Here is a 14102-nt window from a genome sequence, read left to right on the forward strand (position 1 = left end):
GGAACAACCGAACAGCCCCCCGTCGGAACGCGGTTGAACCAGCTCGACGGCGGCGGTGGCGCCGGCACGTCCGGCGGGCCGCCCCACCTCGCTACCGCACCAGCAAAGAAGAAGTCCGCGGCAAACACCATCGAGAACGAGCTGGAACCGGACACCGCCAAGGCCGCCAAGGTGGCGGACGCCGCCACGACCGCCGCCGTCGGCGGCTTCGAGGGCTGGGCGACCGCGGCCGGTCTGAAGACGGTCGAGACCACCTGGGACAACCAGGTGAAGAACCTCCTCGCCCGGCTCGCCTCCGAGAAGACCGCCCTGCGCGGCACCGCGGTCGCGTTCAGCCGGCAGGAGCTCGACGCCCGTGCCCGTATCGCGGGGGTCCGGCCGACCTCCTCCATCGAGAAGTACTGAGGGGGCGGACGGACATGCTGACGTACTCCGAGATCATGACGACCGACCTGGGCAAGCTCGCCACCACCGCCGACAAGTGGACCGAGATGGCGGGCGACCTGCGCAAGGTGGAGGAGCGCTACCGGGACAGCGTGCAGTCGCTGACGACGGCGCAGACCTGGCTGGGCGAGAGCGCGACCGCCGCCCACACCAACTTCGCCGCGACCCGCTACGAGTACCAGGCCGCCCAGAGCCAGGCCAAGGCCACCGCGACGCTGCTGCGCAACGCCCACGAGCAGTTCACCGAGCTGAAGAAGCAGCTGGACAACGCCCGCGCCGATGCCGTCAAGGCCGGGATGAAGGTGTCCGAGCAGGGCAGGGTCGCCTACGACTACGACCGGCTCTCGGCGAGCGAGCGCAGCGCGCTGCACCACGACCCGGACGGCGCCAAGAGCGTCCGGGAGGCCGAGACGGCCTGGACCGAGCACCTGGACGGCTGCGTCAAGGCCTTCGACCTCGCCGACCAGGACCTGAAGAAGGACCTGGAGGCCGTGGTCAAGGACGGCTACGGCAACAAGAACGACGCCACCCTCGGCACCGGGTTCAACGGTGACGCGGGCAAGGTCGCCACGGCCGACGACAAGGCCAAGGACGACCGGATGAACCTGGCCTGGCTGAAGATGAAGGACGACGAGACGCTCGACGACTACGTCCAGCGGCTCCAGCGCGACGGCATCGCGAAGCTCACCGGCAACGAGAAACTGGCCGATCTGGTCGACAAGTTCACCAAGGGCACCATCACGGCGGGCGCGTTCGCCGGCGCCCTGACCGCGGCCGGCCTGTACTCGTACAAGCTGTCCAAGGCGATCCGGCCGCCGTTCGTCCACCCGACCGCGCCCGGCACCTTCCTGTCCCGGCAGTTCAACATGCGGCTGGCCGGGGCGGCTCCCGGAAGCCTGCTCACCAAGGTGCCGCCGGGCCTCGCGACCGCGCTGACCGGCTCGGACGAGGCCGCCATGTTCGGCGGGTTCATGCGCAACGGCGCCTTCTTCATGCCGACCGCCGCCGAGGCCAACCTTCTGAAGGTCGCGCAGAACGGCGGCCTCGCCAACGCCGCGAAGGCGGCCGGCTGGATACGGGGCGCAGGTGTCGTCGGCGGCGTCGCGGCCACCGCGTACGGCGTGGCCAACCTCGCCACGTACAACACGGACATGATCAAGGCCGACCCGGCGAAGTTCGCCTCGGACCTCACCGGGACGGCCTTCAGCGCCTCGATGACGGCGCTGACCGTGGCCCCGAACCCGGTCACCCTCGGCCTCGCCGTCGGTACGGGTGTGGCCTACGGGGCCGCGCTGATCTGGGACAACCACGAGGCCATCGGGAAGGGTATCGAGGAGGCCGGGGACTGGATCGGCGACAAGGCGTCCGACGTGGGCTCCGGGATCGCGAGCGGAGCGAAGAAGCTGGGCAGCGCGTTGAACCCCTTCGACTGAGTCCGCCGAGTCCGCCCGCCCTGTCACCGCAAAGGAATCCGTCCATGCACACCCAGGTCAGCCCCTTCGAACTCCACGCGTGGAAGGAGGGAAACCGGCACAACTACAGCGCCGGCTGGAAGGGGGTCTCGCCGGAGTTCGGCGAGATCACGCTGACCGGCCCGCTCCCCCGCACCCACCCCGAGACGATCGTCTCGGAGGTGCGCGGCGGTCTGCTCCCCGTCGCCTCCTTCGAGGCCCGCGGGATGCACGCCGAGGCGCTCAAACTGCCGACCCTGAACCGGTCCACGCTGCGGGTCGGCGACCGCATGGTGTACGTGCAACGGAACCGTTTCGGCGCCACCCTCGAACAGCGCGCCCTGACGATGCGGTACGCGGGCGACCACTACCGGCTCGCGGCCCTCGACAAGAACGCCTACGTCCTGACCCGCGAGCCCGACGACGAGGACCCCGGGGTCAGGATCACCGTCCGCGAGTCCGGGCGCGGCAAGAACCGCAGGCTCTCCGTGCAGGTCACCGGGCGCGCCGAGGGCGGGGACCTGGCCCTCGGCCTGATCTTCGCGGGCGTCGACCGCTCGGCCCTGACACGGATCGGTGCGGTGAAGGCGGGCATCTCCCGCGTGACCCATTTCTGGGCCGAGTCCCAGTCCTGAGCCCGCTTCACCCTCGACTCCCACCCACCCGTCCTACCCGAGTGAGCGACACATGCCTTCCTTCGACGTGACCCGATCCCGTTTCCGGCTGACCGACGACCAGGTCTTCGTCCTCGCCCAGCTGGCGACCGGTCAGCCGGTCCCGGAGTCCATGGCGCCCGCCGAGGCGCGGCTGCGGGACGCCGGGCTCACCAACGGGGCCGGGGAGCTGTCCGCGCTCCTGCTGCCCCTGATGCGGACCCTCGTACAGCCCTCCGTGATCGTCTCCCTGGAGGCGGGCGGCCGGCAGGGCACCCTGCACCACGGGCTGCTCATCGGTGACGACCACGTCGTCTGCCACGAGACCTGGCCGGGCGAGGAGGAGGCGGAGTACCGGCTCGTCGAGCCGCGGACCGTGGTGTGGACGCTGGCCGACCTGATCGCCCTGCGCCAATCCGACCGGTTCGACCGGTCCACCGGGGCCACCGGGGCCACCGGGGCCGGCTCCGAGAAGGCCGACGAGGTCGTCGAGACGACCATCGGCGTCCTGGAGGCGGGGCTCGCGGCCCTGGAGAAGGCCGCGTCGACGCCGGGCACGGACGAGCGCGCCCTGGTCGTCGAGGCGCTGCGGGAGGCCGGAGCGGCGGAGGACACCGCCACGCGGCTCTCGCAGCTGATCGTGGAGGTGCGCTCCAACTGGCGGATGACCGCGGCCTGGCAGGGCCGCCAGGACGGGGTGCCGGGTGTCGCGGCCCGCGCGGTCGCCGCCTGGGACTGCGGTCCGCTCGGCCACTGGCTGCGGGAGCTGCCCGCCGAGCCGATGGCGGAGGGCGGGGCGGAGGGCGGCAGCCCGTTCCGGCTGCGCCGTGTCGCACCGAAGCGGATCTGGCAGGAGCTGACCGGCCTGCTCCCGGACGCCGCGGAGCTCGTACGGGAGCAAGCCGCGCCGGAGGCCTGACGCGGGGCCGGGGGGGATCACCCGGGACTCCGGATCGCTCAGCCCCGCTTCGGCGTCGCGATCCGTGGCTGCTCAGCCCCGCTTCAGCCCCGCTTCGGCGTCGCGATCCCGAGGACCCGGTCCTTCAGCGCCGGGAACTGTTCGCGCGTCGTCGTGACCTTCGCCGGGTCCAGGACGACCCGGAGGATCTCCTCGTCCGGGCCCGCCTCGGCGAGGGTCTCGCCCCAGGGGTCGACGACGATCGAGTGGCCGGCCTGCTCCACGCCCGCGTGGGTGCCCGCCGTACCGCAGGCCAGGACGTACGCCTGGTTCTCGACGGCGCGGGCCCGGGCGAGCAGGCTCCAGTGGGCGCGGCGGCGGGCGGGCCAGCCGGCCGGGACGACGAAGGCCTGGGCCCCCGCGTCGACGAGCCCGCGGAAGAGTTCGGGGAAGCGCAGGTCGTAGCAGGTGCCGACGCCGACGGTGAGGTGCGGCAGGTCGACGGTGACCAGGTCCTCCCCGGCGGCCATCATCACCGCCTCGCCCTTGTCGAAGCCGAAGCGGTGGATCTTGCGGTAGGAGGCGGCGAGTTCGCCGTCGGGGGAGAGGACGAGCGAGGTGTTGTACAGCGCGCCGCCCTCCGCCTCGACGAAGGAGCCGGCGTGCAGCCAGACCCCGGCGTCGCGGGCGGCGGCCGCCATCGCGCGGTGCGTGGGGCCGTTCAGCGGCTCGGACTCGGCGGCGAACCGCTCGTACGCGAAGGCCCCCATGGGCCAGAGTTCCGGCAGGACGACGAGGTCGGCGCGGCCGCTTTCCTCCCGTACGAGGCGGCCCACGCGGGCGCGTCGGGCGTCGACCGGTTCGTCCGGGTCTACCGCGATCTGGATCAGCGAGGCGCGCACACTACCACCGTCCTGGCATTCGAGCCGTCAACACCGGCCTACGATCGTCACACGAAAGCACTGCCGGGGTGCCTTCGGGCAGCGTAACTTAGCGTCCGAGCCTCCCACCCAGTCGTGTTTTCAGCCCGCGCACCGAAGAACCGCCGAGGGGTCCCGTGACCGTCCATCCCAGCCTCCAGAACTACGCCGACGCCTGGACCCATTCCATCGAGGCGATAGCCGAGCTGGTGCAGCCGCTCGTGGAGGGCGAGTGGAACCGGCCCACACCGTGCCCCGGCTGGTCGGTGCGGGACATCGTGTCCCATGTGATCGGCATGGAGACGGAGATGCTCGGCGACCCGCGGCCGATCCATTCCCTGCCGCGCGATCTCTACCACGTACGCAGTGACTTCGCGCGCTACATGGAGGTCCAGGTCGATGTGCGGCGGCACCACACCGCGCCGGAGATGACCTCGGAGCTGGAGTACATCCTGATCCGCCGGGCCCGGCAGCTCCGTAACGAGAACCGCTCCCCCGAGCATCTGATCCGCGCCCCCCTCGGAGCCGAGCAGTCGCTGGAACTGGCGTACCGGATGCGCGCCTTCGACGTGTGGGTGCACGAGCAGGACCTGCGGGTCGCGCTCGGCATGCCGGGCAACCTGGACTCGGCGGGCGCGCACGTGACGCGTGACGTGCTCCTGGAGGCCCTGCCGAAGGTCATCGCCAAGGACGCGGGGGCGCCCGCCTCTTCGGCCGTGGTCATCGACGTCAGCGGTCCGGTGGAGTTCCTGCGGACGGTACGGGTCGACGCGGAGGGCCGGGGTTCGGTCGACGGCGCGCCCTCGCTCGGCCCCGCCGTGACGCTCGCGACGGACTGGGAGACGTTCGTCCGCCTCGCCTGCGGGCGGGTCCGGCCGGCCGATGTGGCCGACCGGGTCAAGACGGAGGGTGACGCCGACCTCGCCCAGGCGATCCTCGACAACTTCGCGGTGACGCCCCGGTAGCTCTCCCCCCAGGGCGTCCGGACAGTCCCGGCAGCCCGCTACACCGGGACGTGGACGGCTTCCACGCGGCTGGCGACGAGCCGGTCCCGTTCCCTGCGGTGGGTACGGGCCTTGAGGCGCAGGATCTGGACGACGCCCAGCGCCTCCAGGACGAAGACCGACGAGAACGCGATCCGGTAGTTGTCACCGGTCGCGTCGAGCAGCACGCCCACGGCGAGCAGGGTCGTCATCGAGGCCACGAAACCACCCATGTTGACGATGCCCGACGCGGTGCCCTGACGCTCCGGCGGATTCGCCGGGCGGGCGAAGTCGAAGCCGATCATCGAGGCCGGTCCGCAGGCGCCGAGGACCAGGCAGAGCGTGACGAGCAGCCACATCGGTGCGTGGTCGACGGGGTACGCGAGGGTGGTCGCCCACAGCAGGGCGGTCGCGGCGACCGTACCGAGGGCGAGCGGGGCGCGGGCCGTGTGGTGGCGGGCGATGATCTGCCCGTACGCGAGGCCGACGACCATGTTCGACAGGACGACCAGGGTGAGCAGGCCCCCGGCGGTCGACCGGGAAAGGCCCTGCGCCTCGACCAGGTACGGCAATCCCCACAGGAGCAGGAAGACCATCGCGGGGAACTGGGTGGTGAAGTGCACCCACATGCCGAGCCGGGTGCCGGGTTCCCGCCAGGACTCGGCGATCTGACGGCGCACGAAGGCGGCGCCGGCGTGGGTGGCCGGCTGGGGCTCGTACCCCTCGGGGTGGTCCTTGAGGAAGAGCAGCAGCAGGACGAGGACGACGACGCCGGCGAGGGAGCTGCCGACGAACGTGGTCGTCCAGCCGAGGCCGTGCAGGGCGCGGGCGATGAAGACGGTCGAGACGAGGTTGCCGGCCATGCCGAAGAGGGCGGCGACCTGCCCGATGAGCGGGCCGCGGCGGGCGGGGAACCAGCGGCTGCCGAGCCGCAGGACGCTGATGAAGGTCATGGCGTCGCCGCAGCCGAGCAGGGCCCGGGAGGCGAGCGCCGTGCCGTACGAGGGGGAGAGCGCGAAGCCCAGCTGGCCCAGGGTGAACAGGACGACGCCGAGGGCGAGGACCTTCTTGGTGCCGAGCCGGTCGACCATGAGGCCGACGGGTATCTGCATGCCCGCGTAGACGAGCAGCTGGAGTATGGAGAAGGTGGAGAGCGCGGAGGCGTTGACGTCGAAGCGGTCGGCGGCGTCGAGTCCGGCGACACCGAGGGACGTACGGAAGATGACGGCGACGAAGTAGACGGCGACGCCGACACCCCAGACGAGGGCGGCGCGGCGGCCGCCGGGCGGGTCCCCGGGGAGGGTGACGGCGGAGCCGAAGCCGTTGCGGCTGCTCACCGGTCCTCACCCCGGACCAGGACCTTGACCCAGCTGAGGTGCTGCCGGACGCAATGTGCCGCGCCCTCGGCGTCGCCGGCTCTTATGCGGTCGAGGATCTCGGCGTGCTCGGTGATGTTCTTGGCGACGCGGTCGGGCTGGGACTGCATCACGGCGACGCCCATCCGCAGCTGGCGGTCGCGGAGCTGGTCGTAGAGCCGGGAGAGGATCTGGTTGCCGGCGTGGCGCACGATCTCGGCGTGGAAGCAGCGGTCGGTGACGGCGACCTCGGCGAGGTCCCCGGCCTCGGCCCGCAGCTTCTGCTCCTCCAGGAGCTCTTCGAGCCGCTCGATGAGCGAGGCGGGCGCGGGCACGGCCCGGCGGACGGCGAACTCCTCGACGAGCAGCCGGGTCTCGACGACATCGGCGATCTCCTGCGCGGAGACGGCGAGGACGAGGGCGCCCTTCTTCGGGTAGAGCTTCAGCAGCCCTTCCATCTCCAGCTTGAGGAGCGCCTCGCGGACGGGTGTCCGCGACACCCCCACGGCGAGGGCGAGTTCGCCCTCGGTGAGGAGGGTGCCTCCCTCGTAGCGCCGGTCGAGTACGGCCTGCTTGACGTGCATGTAGACACGGTCGGCTGCGGGGGGTGCGGATGCCATGGACACAGCATAGATACAACAAGGGTGCAACAGGCAGCCACGTCCGCGATGTGGACGTGGCTGTCGGCGGATTCGGCCGCCTCCGGGATCAGACGTGGACGGCTGCGACGATCTCGCGGATCCGCCGTACCGACGACCTTCGGTACGGCAAGGGCGCCACCTGCTCGACGACCGCGCCGAGCCACTCCGCATCGCCCAGCCGGTGCGTCAGCTTCGCCTCGGAGACCGCGTCGAAGAGATGACGCAGCAGATGGACGGCGCACCCGTGTAGGCGCGCTCGTGGTGGCTGTAGCGCGCGTACCGGTCGTCGTACGGATGGCGCACGAAAGAGAAACACCCGGCCGGGGGTGGTGTCACCCCCGGCCGGGTGTTTCACGTGAAACATCGCAACTCGGGCGTCACGCCCAGCTGATCAGCCTCTTCGGCTGCTCCAGGATCGCGGCGATGTCCGCCAGGAACTTGGAGCCGAGCTCGCCGTCGACCAGGCGGTGGTCGAAGGAGAGGGCCAGCGTGGTGACCTGACGCGGCTTGACCTTGCCCTTGTGGACCCACGGCTGGAGCTTGATCGCACCGACCGCGAGGATCGCGGACTCGCCGGGGTTCAGGATGGGCGTACCGGTGTCGACGCCGAAGACGCCGACGTTGGTGATGGTGAAGGTGCCGCCCTGCATCGCCGCCGGGGTCGTCTTCCCCTCGCGGGCGGTGGAGATCAGCTCGCTCAGCGACGCCGAGAGCTCGGGCAGGGTCTGCGCGTGCGCGTCCTTGATGTTCGGCACGAGCAGACCGCGCGGGGTGGCCGCGGCGATGCCCAGGTTCACGTAGTGCTTGAGGACGATCTCCTGCGCCGCCTCGTCCCAGGCCGCGTTGATCTCCGGGTTGCGCCGGACCGCGACCAGGACGGCCTTGGCGATGAGGAGCAGCGGGTTGACCCGCAGCCCCGCCATGTCCGTACCGGACTTGAGTTCGTCGACCAGCTTCATCGTGCGCGTGATGTCGAAGGTCACGAACTCGGTGACGTGCGGGGCGGTGAAGGCCGAACCGACCATCGCCGCCGCCGTGGCCTTCCGTACGCCCTTGACGGGGATACGGGTCTCCCGGGAGTCGGTCGACACGACGGGAGCGGCCTGCACGGCCGCCGGAGCGGCCACGGGCTGGGCGACGGGCGCCGCGGCCGGGGCCTCGACGACCGGCGCGGGCGCCGGAGCGGCCGCCGCGTGGACGTCCTCACGGGTGATGATGCCGTCCGGGCCGGTCGGGGTGACCGTCGCCAGGTCGACGCCGAGGTCCTTGGCGAGCTTCCGGACCGGCGGCTTGGCCAGCGGCCTCGCGGCGGCCGGCGCGTGCCCGTTGAGCTGCTCCGGCACGGAGACGGGAGCAGCCGCGGGGGCGCTCACGACCGTGCCCGGTGCCGCCTTGCGCGGCCGGCGCTTGGTGGAGCTCGTGGCCACGCCGTAGCCGACGAGGACCGGCGTACGGCCCTGCGGCTCGGCCTCCTCCTCGACGACCGGAGCGACCGGAGCGACCGCGGCGGGCGCCGCGGCCTGGGCGACCGGAGCGGCCTCGGCCGCCGGCGCCTCGGGTACGGCCCCGCCGCCCACGTTCACCGAGATGATGACCTGGCCGACGTCGACCGTCGTCCCCTCGGGGAAGCGCAGCTCGTGGACCGTGCCGTCGAAGGGGATCGGCAGCTCGACGGCGGCCTTGGCCGTCTCGACCTCGCACACGACCTGGCCATCGGTGACGGTGTCACCGGGCTGGACGTACCACTTGAGGATCTCGGCCTCGGTCAGGCCCTCGCCCACATCGGGCATCTTGAATTCGCGGATCGTCACGGTGCTCTCCTCAGTACGCCAGCGAGCGGTCGACGGCGTCGAGCACGCGATCGAGACCCGGCAGGTACTCCTCCTCCAGGCGCGCCGGCGGGTACGGCGCGTGGTAGCCGCCGACCCGCAGGACGGGGGCCTCCAGGTGGTAGAAGCAGCGCTCGGTGATCCGGGCGGCGATCTCCGCACCGGCGCCGTAGAAGACCGGGGCCTCGTGGACCACCACGAGGTGACGGGTCTTCTCGACGGACCGCTGGATGGCGTCGAAGTCGATCGGGGACATCGAGCGGAGGTCCACGACCTCGATCGACTTGCCCTCCTCCTGGGCGGCCGCGGCGGCCTCCAGGCAGACCTTCACCATCGGGCCGTACGCGGCGAGCGTGAGGTCGCTGCCCTCGCGCGCCACCCGGGCCTTGTGGAGCTCGCCCGGGATGGCCTCGGTGTCGACCTCGCCCTTGTCCCAGTAGCGGCGCTTGGGCTCGAAGAAGATGACCGGGTCGTCGCTCTGGATGGCCTGCTGGAGCATCCAGTAGGCGTCCGAGGAGTTGGACGGCGAGACGACCTTGAGGCCCGGGACGTGCGCGAAGAGCGCCTCCGGGGACTCGGAGTGGTGCTCGACCGCGCCGATGCCGCCGCCGTACGGGATGCGGATGACGACCGGCATCTTGACCTTGCCGAGCGCACGGGCGTGCATCTTGGCGAGCTGCGTGACGATCTGGTCGTACGCGGGGAAGACGAAACCGTCGAACTGGATCTCGACGACCGGCCGGTAGCCGCGCAGGGCCAGACCGATCGCGGTGCCGACGATGCCGGACTCGGCGAGCGGCGAGTCGATGACCCGGTCCTCGCCGAAGTCCTTCTGCAGACCGTCGGTGACCCGGAAGACACCGCCGAGCTTGCCGACGTCCTCGCCCATGATGAGGACCTTGGGGTCGGTCTCCAGCGCCTTGCGGAGCGACTCGTTGAGCGCCTTGGCGAGCGGAAGCTTCTGTACAGCCATGGTTACTTGACCTCGCCATCCGCGAAGGACGCCTGGTAGGCGGCGAACTGCGCGCGCTCCTCGTCGACGAGCGAGTGCCCGTCCGCGTACACGTTCTCGAAGATCGCCATGTGATCCGGGTCGGGCATGTTGCGCACACCCTCACGGACGCGCTTGCCGAGCGCCTCGCTCTCCGCCTCCAGTGCCTCGAAGAAGGCCTCGTCGGCGTTGCCCTCCCGCTCCAGGTACGCCTTGAGGCGCAGGATCGGGTCCTTGGCCTCCCAGGCCTCCCGCTCCTCGTCGGCCCGGTACTTCGTCGGGTCGTCGGAGGTGGTGTGGGCACCCATGCGGTAGGTGAAGGCCTCGACGAGGGTCGGGCCCTCGCCGCGGCGGGCGCGCTCCAGGGCGGAGCGGGTGACGGCCAGGCAGGCCAGCACGTCGTTGCCGTCGACCCGGACGCCGGGGAAGCCGAAGCCGCGGGCGCGCTGGTAGAGCGGGACGCGGGTCTGCTTCTCGGTGGGCTCGGAGATCGCCCACTGGTTGTTCTGGCAGAAGAACACGACGGGCGCGTTGTAGACCGCGGAGAAGGTGAACGCCTCGTTGACGTCGCCCTGGCTGGAGGCGCCGTCGCCGAAGTAGGCGATCACGGCGGAATCCGCGCCGTCCTTGGCGATGCCCATCGCATAACCCGTGGCGTGCAGGGTCTGCGAACCGATGACGATCGTGTAGAGGTGGAAATTGTTGCTGTTGGGATCCCAGCCACCGTGGTTCACACCGCGGAACATTCCCAACAGATTCGTGGGGTCGACGCCACGGACCCACGCGACACCGTGTTCGCGGTAGGTGGGGAAGACGTAGTCGTCGTCCCGCAGGGCGCGGCCGGAACCGATCTGGGCCGCCTCCTGGCCGAGCAGCGAGGCCCACAGGCCCAGCTCGCCCTGACGCTGCAGCGAGGTGGCCTCGGCGTCGAAGCGACGGGTGAGGACCATGTCGCGGTAGAGACCGCGCAGCTCCTCGGCGCTCAGGTCGATGTCGTAATCGGGGTGCTGGACGCGCTCTCCCTCGGGCGTCAGCAGCTGGACGAGCTCGGGCTCCACAGCCCCCGCCTCGGCGCGCGTGCTCGTCTTCTTGGTGGTGCTCGTGCTCGCGCTTGCGGTGCGCTTGGTGCCGCTGCTGCGTCGCGTCGTCTTGCGCGCTGCAGTGCTCTCCACGGTCACGTGCGTGCTCCTCCGTCGGTCCGGCCCCGGGTTCGCCGGTAAGGCCAGTGCGGCTCTCCGCCTTATCCGTACCCTTCGCACGGGGTGGGTGCGACGCGGCCGGGGTCGGGCGTGACAGGTGCCCCGGCGAGCGCCCTGTCATAGGCACGTTACCCACAGCGCGGCATTCCCGCGAAACCCCACTTGACCTGCGATTTTGCTTGGATTTCCAAGTAAATCGAGAAAAGCGGGAACAGCGGCTGGTCAGCGCGTCGGCAGCGACCGAGAGGGCCGCCGGAACATCCGGCACGTTATCCCGCGCACCCCGGGCGCGGGAAGAGCCAATATGTGAGACTGGCTGGGTGCGCGAAGAAGGAAAAATCCGGGTATTTCTGTTGGACGACCACGAAGTCGTCCGGCGCGGCGTCCACGAGCTGCTCTCCGTGGAGGACGACATCGAGGTGGTCGGCGAGGCCGGGACGGCGGCGGACGCGCTGGTCAGGATCCCCGCGACCCGCCCCGACGTCGCTGTGCTCGACGTCCGGCTGCCGGACGGCAGCGGGGTCGAGGTGTGCCGCGAGATCCGTTCGCAGGACGAGGGCATCAAATGTCTGATGCTCACCTCGTACGCGGACGACGAGGCGCTCTTCGACGCGATCATGGCCGGGGCCTCGGGATACGTCCTCAAGGCGATCCGGGGCAACGAGCTCCTCAACGCGGTACGGGACGTGGCGGCCGGCAAGTCGCTGCTCGACCCGGTGGCGACCGCCCGCGTCCTGGAGCGGCTGCGCGACGGCAACAACCCGAAGGGTGACGACAAGCTCGCCAACCTGACGGACCAGGAGCGCAAGATCCTGGACCTGATCGGCGAGGGCCTGACCAACCGGGTCATCGGCGAGCGGCTCCACCTCGCGGAGAAGACCATCAAGAACTATGTCTCCAGCCTGCTGTCGAAGCTGGGCATGGAGCGGCGCTCGCAGGCCGCCGCCTTCGTGGCACGGCTCCAGGCGGAGCGCCACTGACGGTCGCGATTCGGGACCTACGTCCTCGCGAAAGCGGGGCAGGGGCCCCTTTTCCGACACGGTGCCGGTGGCGGAGAGTGGATGCCATGTCCACCGACGAGACCCTCGCCAACGAGTTGCTCAGCCGCGTGTCGTACGGCCGGGTGGCGACGAGCATGCGGGCGATGCCGTTCGTCGCCCCCGCCCGGCACATCGTGGCCGACGGCTGCGTCCTCCTCCGGCTGCACCGGGGCCTCGGCTACCACCGCGCCTGCAACGGCAGCGTCGTCGCGTACGGCGCGGACAACTTCAACTCGGGCTCCGAGCACCTCTGGTCCGTGCAGTTCACCGGCACCGCCGAGATCGTCGAGCCGACCGGGGAGGAGCTCGCGGCCTTCGGTAGCGAGCCGGAGCTCGTGGACGGCGAGACCTTCGACCCGGTCTACATGCGGATCGAACCGCAGTTCGTGACGGTGCACGCGCTCGACTACGCGAGCGAGACCCCGGTGACCCGTCCCGACCCTCACTCCGTGCGGCGACACCTCCACCACGTAGCGTGATCTAACATCTGGCGGGTGCCGCGCTCATCTGAAACGCTCACTCCGTCGGCTGCACCGCTCACCCCGCCGGACGCCCTGGCCGATGCCCGCCGCGTGGCCGCCCGGCCCGTCGGCGTCCCGACGCCGCGGCCCTCCGGCGCCCCACCGGTTCCACCCGCAGGCGCCCCACCGGCCCGGCCAACCGGCGCCCCACCGGTTCCACCCGTCGGCGCCCTGCTGCGCCGCCACCGGCACGCCGGGGAGCCGCTCTCCTGCGTGCCCGTCACCGAGGGGCTGCTCAACCGCGGCTTCCGGCTCTCCACCACCCGCGGCACCTATTTCCTCAAGCAGCACCTGGACGCCCCCACCGCCGACCGCGCCACCATCGCCCGCCAGCACCGCGCCACCCAGCGGCTGCACGCCCTGGGCCTGCCCGTCGCCCCGCCGCTGCCCGACGCCACCGGCCGCACGGTCGCCGTCGTCGACGGCCACTGCTACGCCCTGCACCCCTGGATCGACGGCCGGCACCGCGACGGCACCCAGCTCTCCACCGGCTGCTCCCGACGCCTCGGCACCCTCCTCGGGCAGGTCCACACCGCCCTGGACCGGGTCATGGAGCCCTCCGGGCCGGACGGGGCACCCGGGACCGCCGACGACGGCGTCTGCGCGAGCGCCGACCTCCAGGACACCTTCCGGGCCATCGACGAACTGATCCGCCTGGCCCGGGCGCACCGCCCCCGCGACAGCTTCGACGCGCTCGCCGAACACCGGCTCAGGGAGCGCCGCCGACTCCTCGCCCAGCACGCCCACCACCGGCCGCCGCCCGCCGCGGCCGCCGGCTGGGTGCACGGCGACTTCCACCCGCTGAACCTGCTCTACCGGGACGCCGAACCCGCCGCGATCGTCGACTGGGACCGGCTCGGGGTCCGCCCCAGGGCCGAGGAGGCGGTCAGGGCCGCCGCCATCTTCTTCGTACGGCCGGGGGGCGAGCTGGCCCTGGAGAAGGTCCGGGCGTACGCGCGCGCGTACCGGCGGGCGACCGGCGCCGACCGCGCCGAGCTGGCGGCGGCGGCGCACCGGGTGTGGTGGGAGCGGCTCAACGACTTCTGGACCCTGCGCTGGCGCTACCAGCTGCACGACCGAAGGGCCGACCCGCAGTTTCCTGCGGTGTCGGCCCTGGCGGTCTGGTGGACCCGCGAGTACGAGGCGGTACGCGACGCGTTCGCGGGGTGAGCCGGGG

Annotated in this window: 14 protein-coding genes; 8 read left to right on the forward strand and 6 right to left on the reverse strand. The window is 71.4% G+C overall.

Features of this window, described 5'->3' with window-relative positions:
- Nucleotides 1–33: 33 nt before the first annotated feature.
- Genes OG462_RS21925 through OG462_RS21940 form a run of 4 tightly spaced genes read left to right on the forward strand, consistent with a single transcriptional unit; the run spans nt 34 to nt 3467 of the window.
- Entirely contained in the window at nt 34–405 is a 372-nt protein-coding gene (locus OG462_RS21925) for a hypothetical protein (protein ID WP_406059968.1), read from the forward strand.
- A gap of 14 nt (nt 406–419) precedes the next feature.
- Entirely contained in the window at nt 420–1877 is a 1458-nt protein-coding gene (locus OG462_RS21930) for a hypothetical protein (protein WP_406059969.1), read from the forward strand.
- A 44-nt stretch (nt 1878–1921) separates the two neighbouring features.
- Complete coding sequence (locus OG462_RS21935; protein ID WP_406059971.1) at nt 1922–2530, forward strand: hypothetical protein; 609 nt, start codon at nt 1922–1924, stop codon at nt 2528–2530.
- A 52-nt stretch (nt 2531–2582) separates the two neighbouring features.
- The gene (locus OG462_RS21940) at nt 2583–3467 is read left to right on the forward strand and encodes a histidine kinase (RefSeq protein WP_406059972.1); all 885 of its coding nucleotides are present in this window, start codon (nt 2583–2585) and stop codon (nt 3465–3467) included.
- A gap of 83 nt (nt 3468–3550) precedes the next feature.
- Here the strand turns inward: OG462_RS21940 and OG462_RS21945 are convergent, their stop codons facing one another.
- Nucleotides 3551–4348 carry a carbon-nitrogen family hydrolase gene (locus tag OG462_RS21945; RefSeq protein ID WP_406059974.1) on the reverse strand — a complete coding sequence of 266 codons (798 nt, stop codon included), beginning with the start codon at nt 4346–4348 and terminating at the stop codon, nt 3551–3553.
- A gap of 155 nt (nt 4349–4503) precedes the next feature.
- Between OG462_RS21945 and OG462_RS21950 the strand changes: the two genes are divergently transcribed.
- Entirely contained in the window at nt 4504–5331 is an 828-nt protein-coding gene (locus tag OG462_RS21950) for a maleylpyruvate isomerase family mycothiol-dependent enzyme (RefSeq protein ID WP_406059976.1), read from the forward strand.
- Nucleotides 5332–5369: 38 nt separating this feature from the next.
- Here the strand turns inward: OG462_RS21950 and OG462_RS21955 are convergent, their stop codons facing one another.
- The 5 genes from OG462_RS21955 to pdhA all read right to left on the reverse strand — a co-directional run bounded on the left by OG462_RS21955 (nt 5370) and on the right by pdhA (nt 11343).
- Nucleotides 5370–6686 (reverse strand): nitrate/nitrite transporter, encoded by a 1317-nt coding sequence (locus OG462_RS21955; protein ID WP_406059978.1) that lies wholly within the window; start codon nt 6684–6686, stop codon nt 5370–5372.
- Nucleotides 6683–7324, reverse strand: a complete 642-nt coding sequence (locus OG462_RS21960) for a GntR family transcriptional regulator (protein WP_406059979.1) — start codon at nt 7322–7324, stop codon at nt 6683–6685. Before OG462_RS21960 ends, OG462_RS21955 begins: the two co-directional genes overlap by 4 nt.
- A gap of 398 nt (nt 7325–7722) precedes the next feature.
- Nucleotides 7723–9135 (reverse strand): dihydrolipoamide acetyltransferase family protein, encoded by a 1413-nt coding sequence (locus OG462_RS21965; protein WP_406066651.1) that lies wholly within the window; start codon nt 9133–9135, stop codon nt 7723–7725.
- Between the two features lie 31 nt (nt 9136–9166).
- The gene (locus tag OG462_RS21970) at nt 9167–10147 is read right to left on the reverse strand and encodes an alpha-ketoacid dehydrogenase subunit beta (protein ID WP_406059980.1); all 981 of its coding nucleotides are present in this window, start codon (nt 10145–10147) and stop codon (nt 9167–9169) included.
- Nucleotides 10148–10149: 2 nt separating this feature from the next.
- Nucleotides 10150–11343 carry a pyruvate dehydrogenase (acetyl-transferring) E1 component subunit alpha gene (pdhA, locus tag OG462_RS21975; protein WP_406059981.1) on the reverse strand — a complete coding sequence of 398 codons (1194 nt, stop codon included), beginning with the start codon at nt 11341–11343 and terminating at the stop codon, nt 10150–10152.
- Between the two features lie 341 nt (nt 11344–11684).
- Between pdhA and OG462_RS21980 the strand changes: the two genes are divergently transcribed.
- The 3 genes from OG462_RS21980 (at nt 11685) to OG462_RS21990 (ending at nt 14095) form a co-directional block, all read left to right on the forward strand.
- The gene (locus OG462_RS21980; protein ID WP_406059983.1) at nt 11685–12344 is read left to right on the forward strand and encodes a response regulator; all 660 of its coding nucleotides are present in this window, start codon (nt 11685–11687) and stop codon (nt 12342–12344) included.
- 86 nt (nt 12345–12430) lie between these two features.
- Entirely contained in the window at nt 12431–12883 is a 453-nt protein-coding gene (locus OG462_RS21985) for a pyridoxamine 5'-phosphate oxidase family protein (protein ID WP_406059985.1), read from the forward strand.
- Nucleotides 12884–13096: 213 nt separating this feature from the next.
- The gene (locus tag OG462_RS21990) at nt 13097–14095 is read left to right on the forward strand and encodes a phosphotransferase (protein WP_406066653.1); all 999 of its coding nucleotides are present in this window, start codon (nt 13097–13099) and stop codon (nt 14093–14095) included.
- The last annotated feature ends 7 nt before the right edge of the window (nt 14096–14102 follow it).

It is taken from the genome of Streptomyces sp. NBC_01077, assembly GCF_045162855.1.
Lineage (GTDB): Bacteria > Actinomycetota > Actinomycetes > Streptomycetales > Streptomycetaceae > Streptomyces.

Coding starts and splice junctions, on each gene's coding strand:
- OG462_RS21930 (WP_406059969.1), top strand. CDS start 420: ATGCTGACGTACTCCGAGATCATGACGACCGACCTGGGCAAGCTCGCC.
- OG462_RS21935 (WP_406059971.1), top strand. CDS start 1,922: ATGCACACCCAGGTCAGCCCCTTCGAACTCCACGCGTGGAAGGAGGGA.
- OG462_RS21940 (WP_406059972.1), top strand. CDS start 2,583: ATGCCTTCCTTCGACGTGACCCGATCCCGTTTCCGGCTGACCGACGAC.
- OG462_RS21960 (WP_406059979.1), bottom strand. CDS start 7,324: ATGGCATCCGCACCCCCCGCAGCCGACCGTGTCTACATGCACGTCAAG.
- OG462_RS21965 (WP_406066651.1), bottom strand. CDS start 9,135: ATGCCCGATGTGGGCGAGGGCCTGACCGAGGCCGAGATCCTCAAGTGG.
- OG462_RS21970 (WP_406059980.1), bottom strand. CDS start 10,147: ATGGCTGTACAGAAGCTTCCGCTCGCCAAGGCGCTCAACGAGTCGCTC.
- OG462_RS21985 (WP_406059985.1), top strand. CDS start 12,431: ATGTCCACCGACGAGACCCTCGCCAACGAGTTGCTCAGCCGCGTGTCG.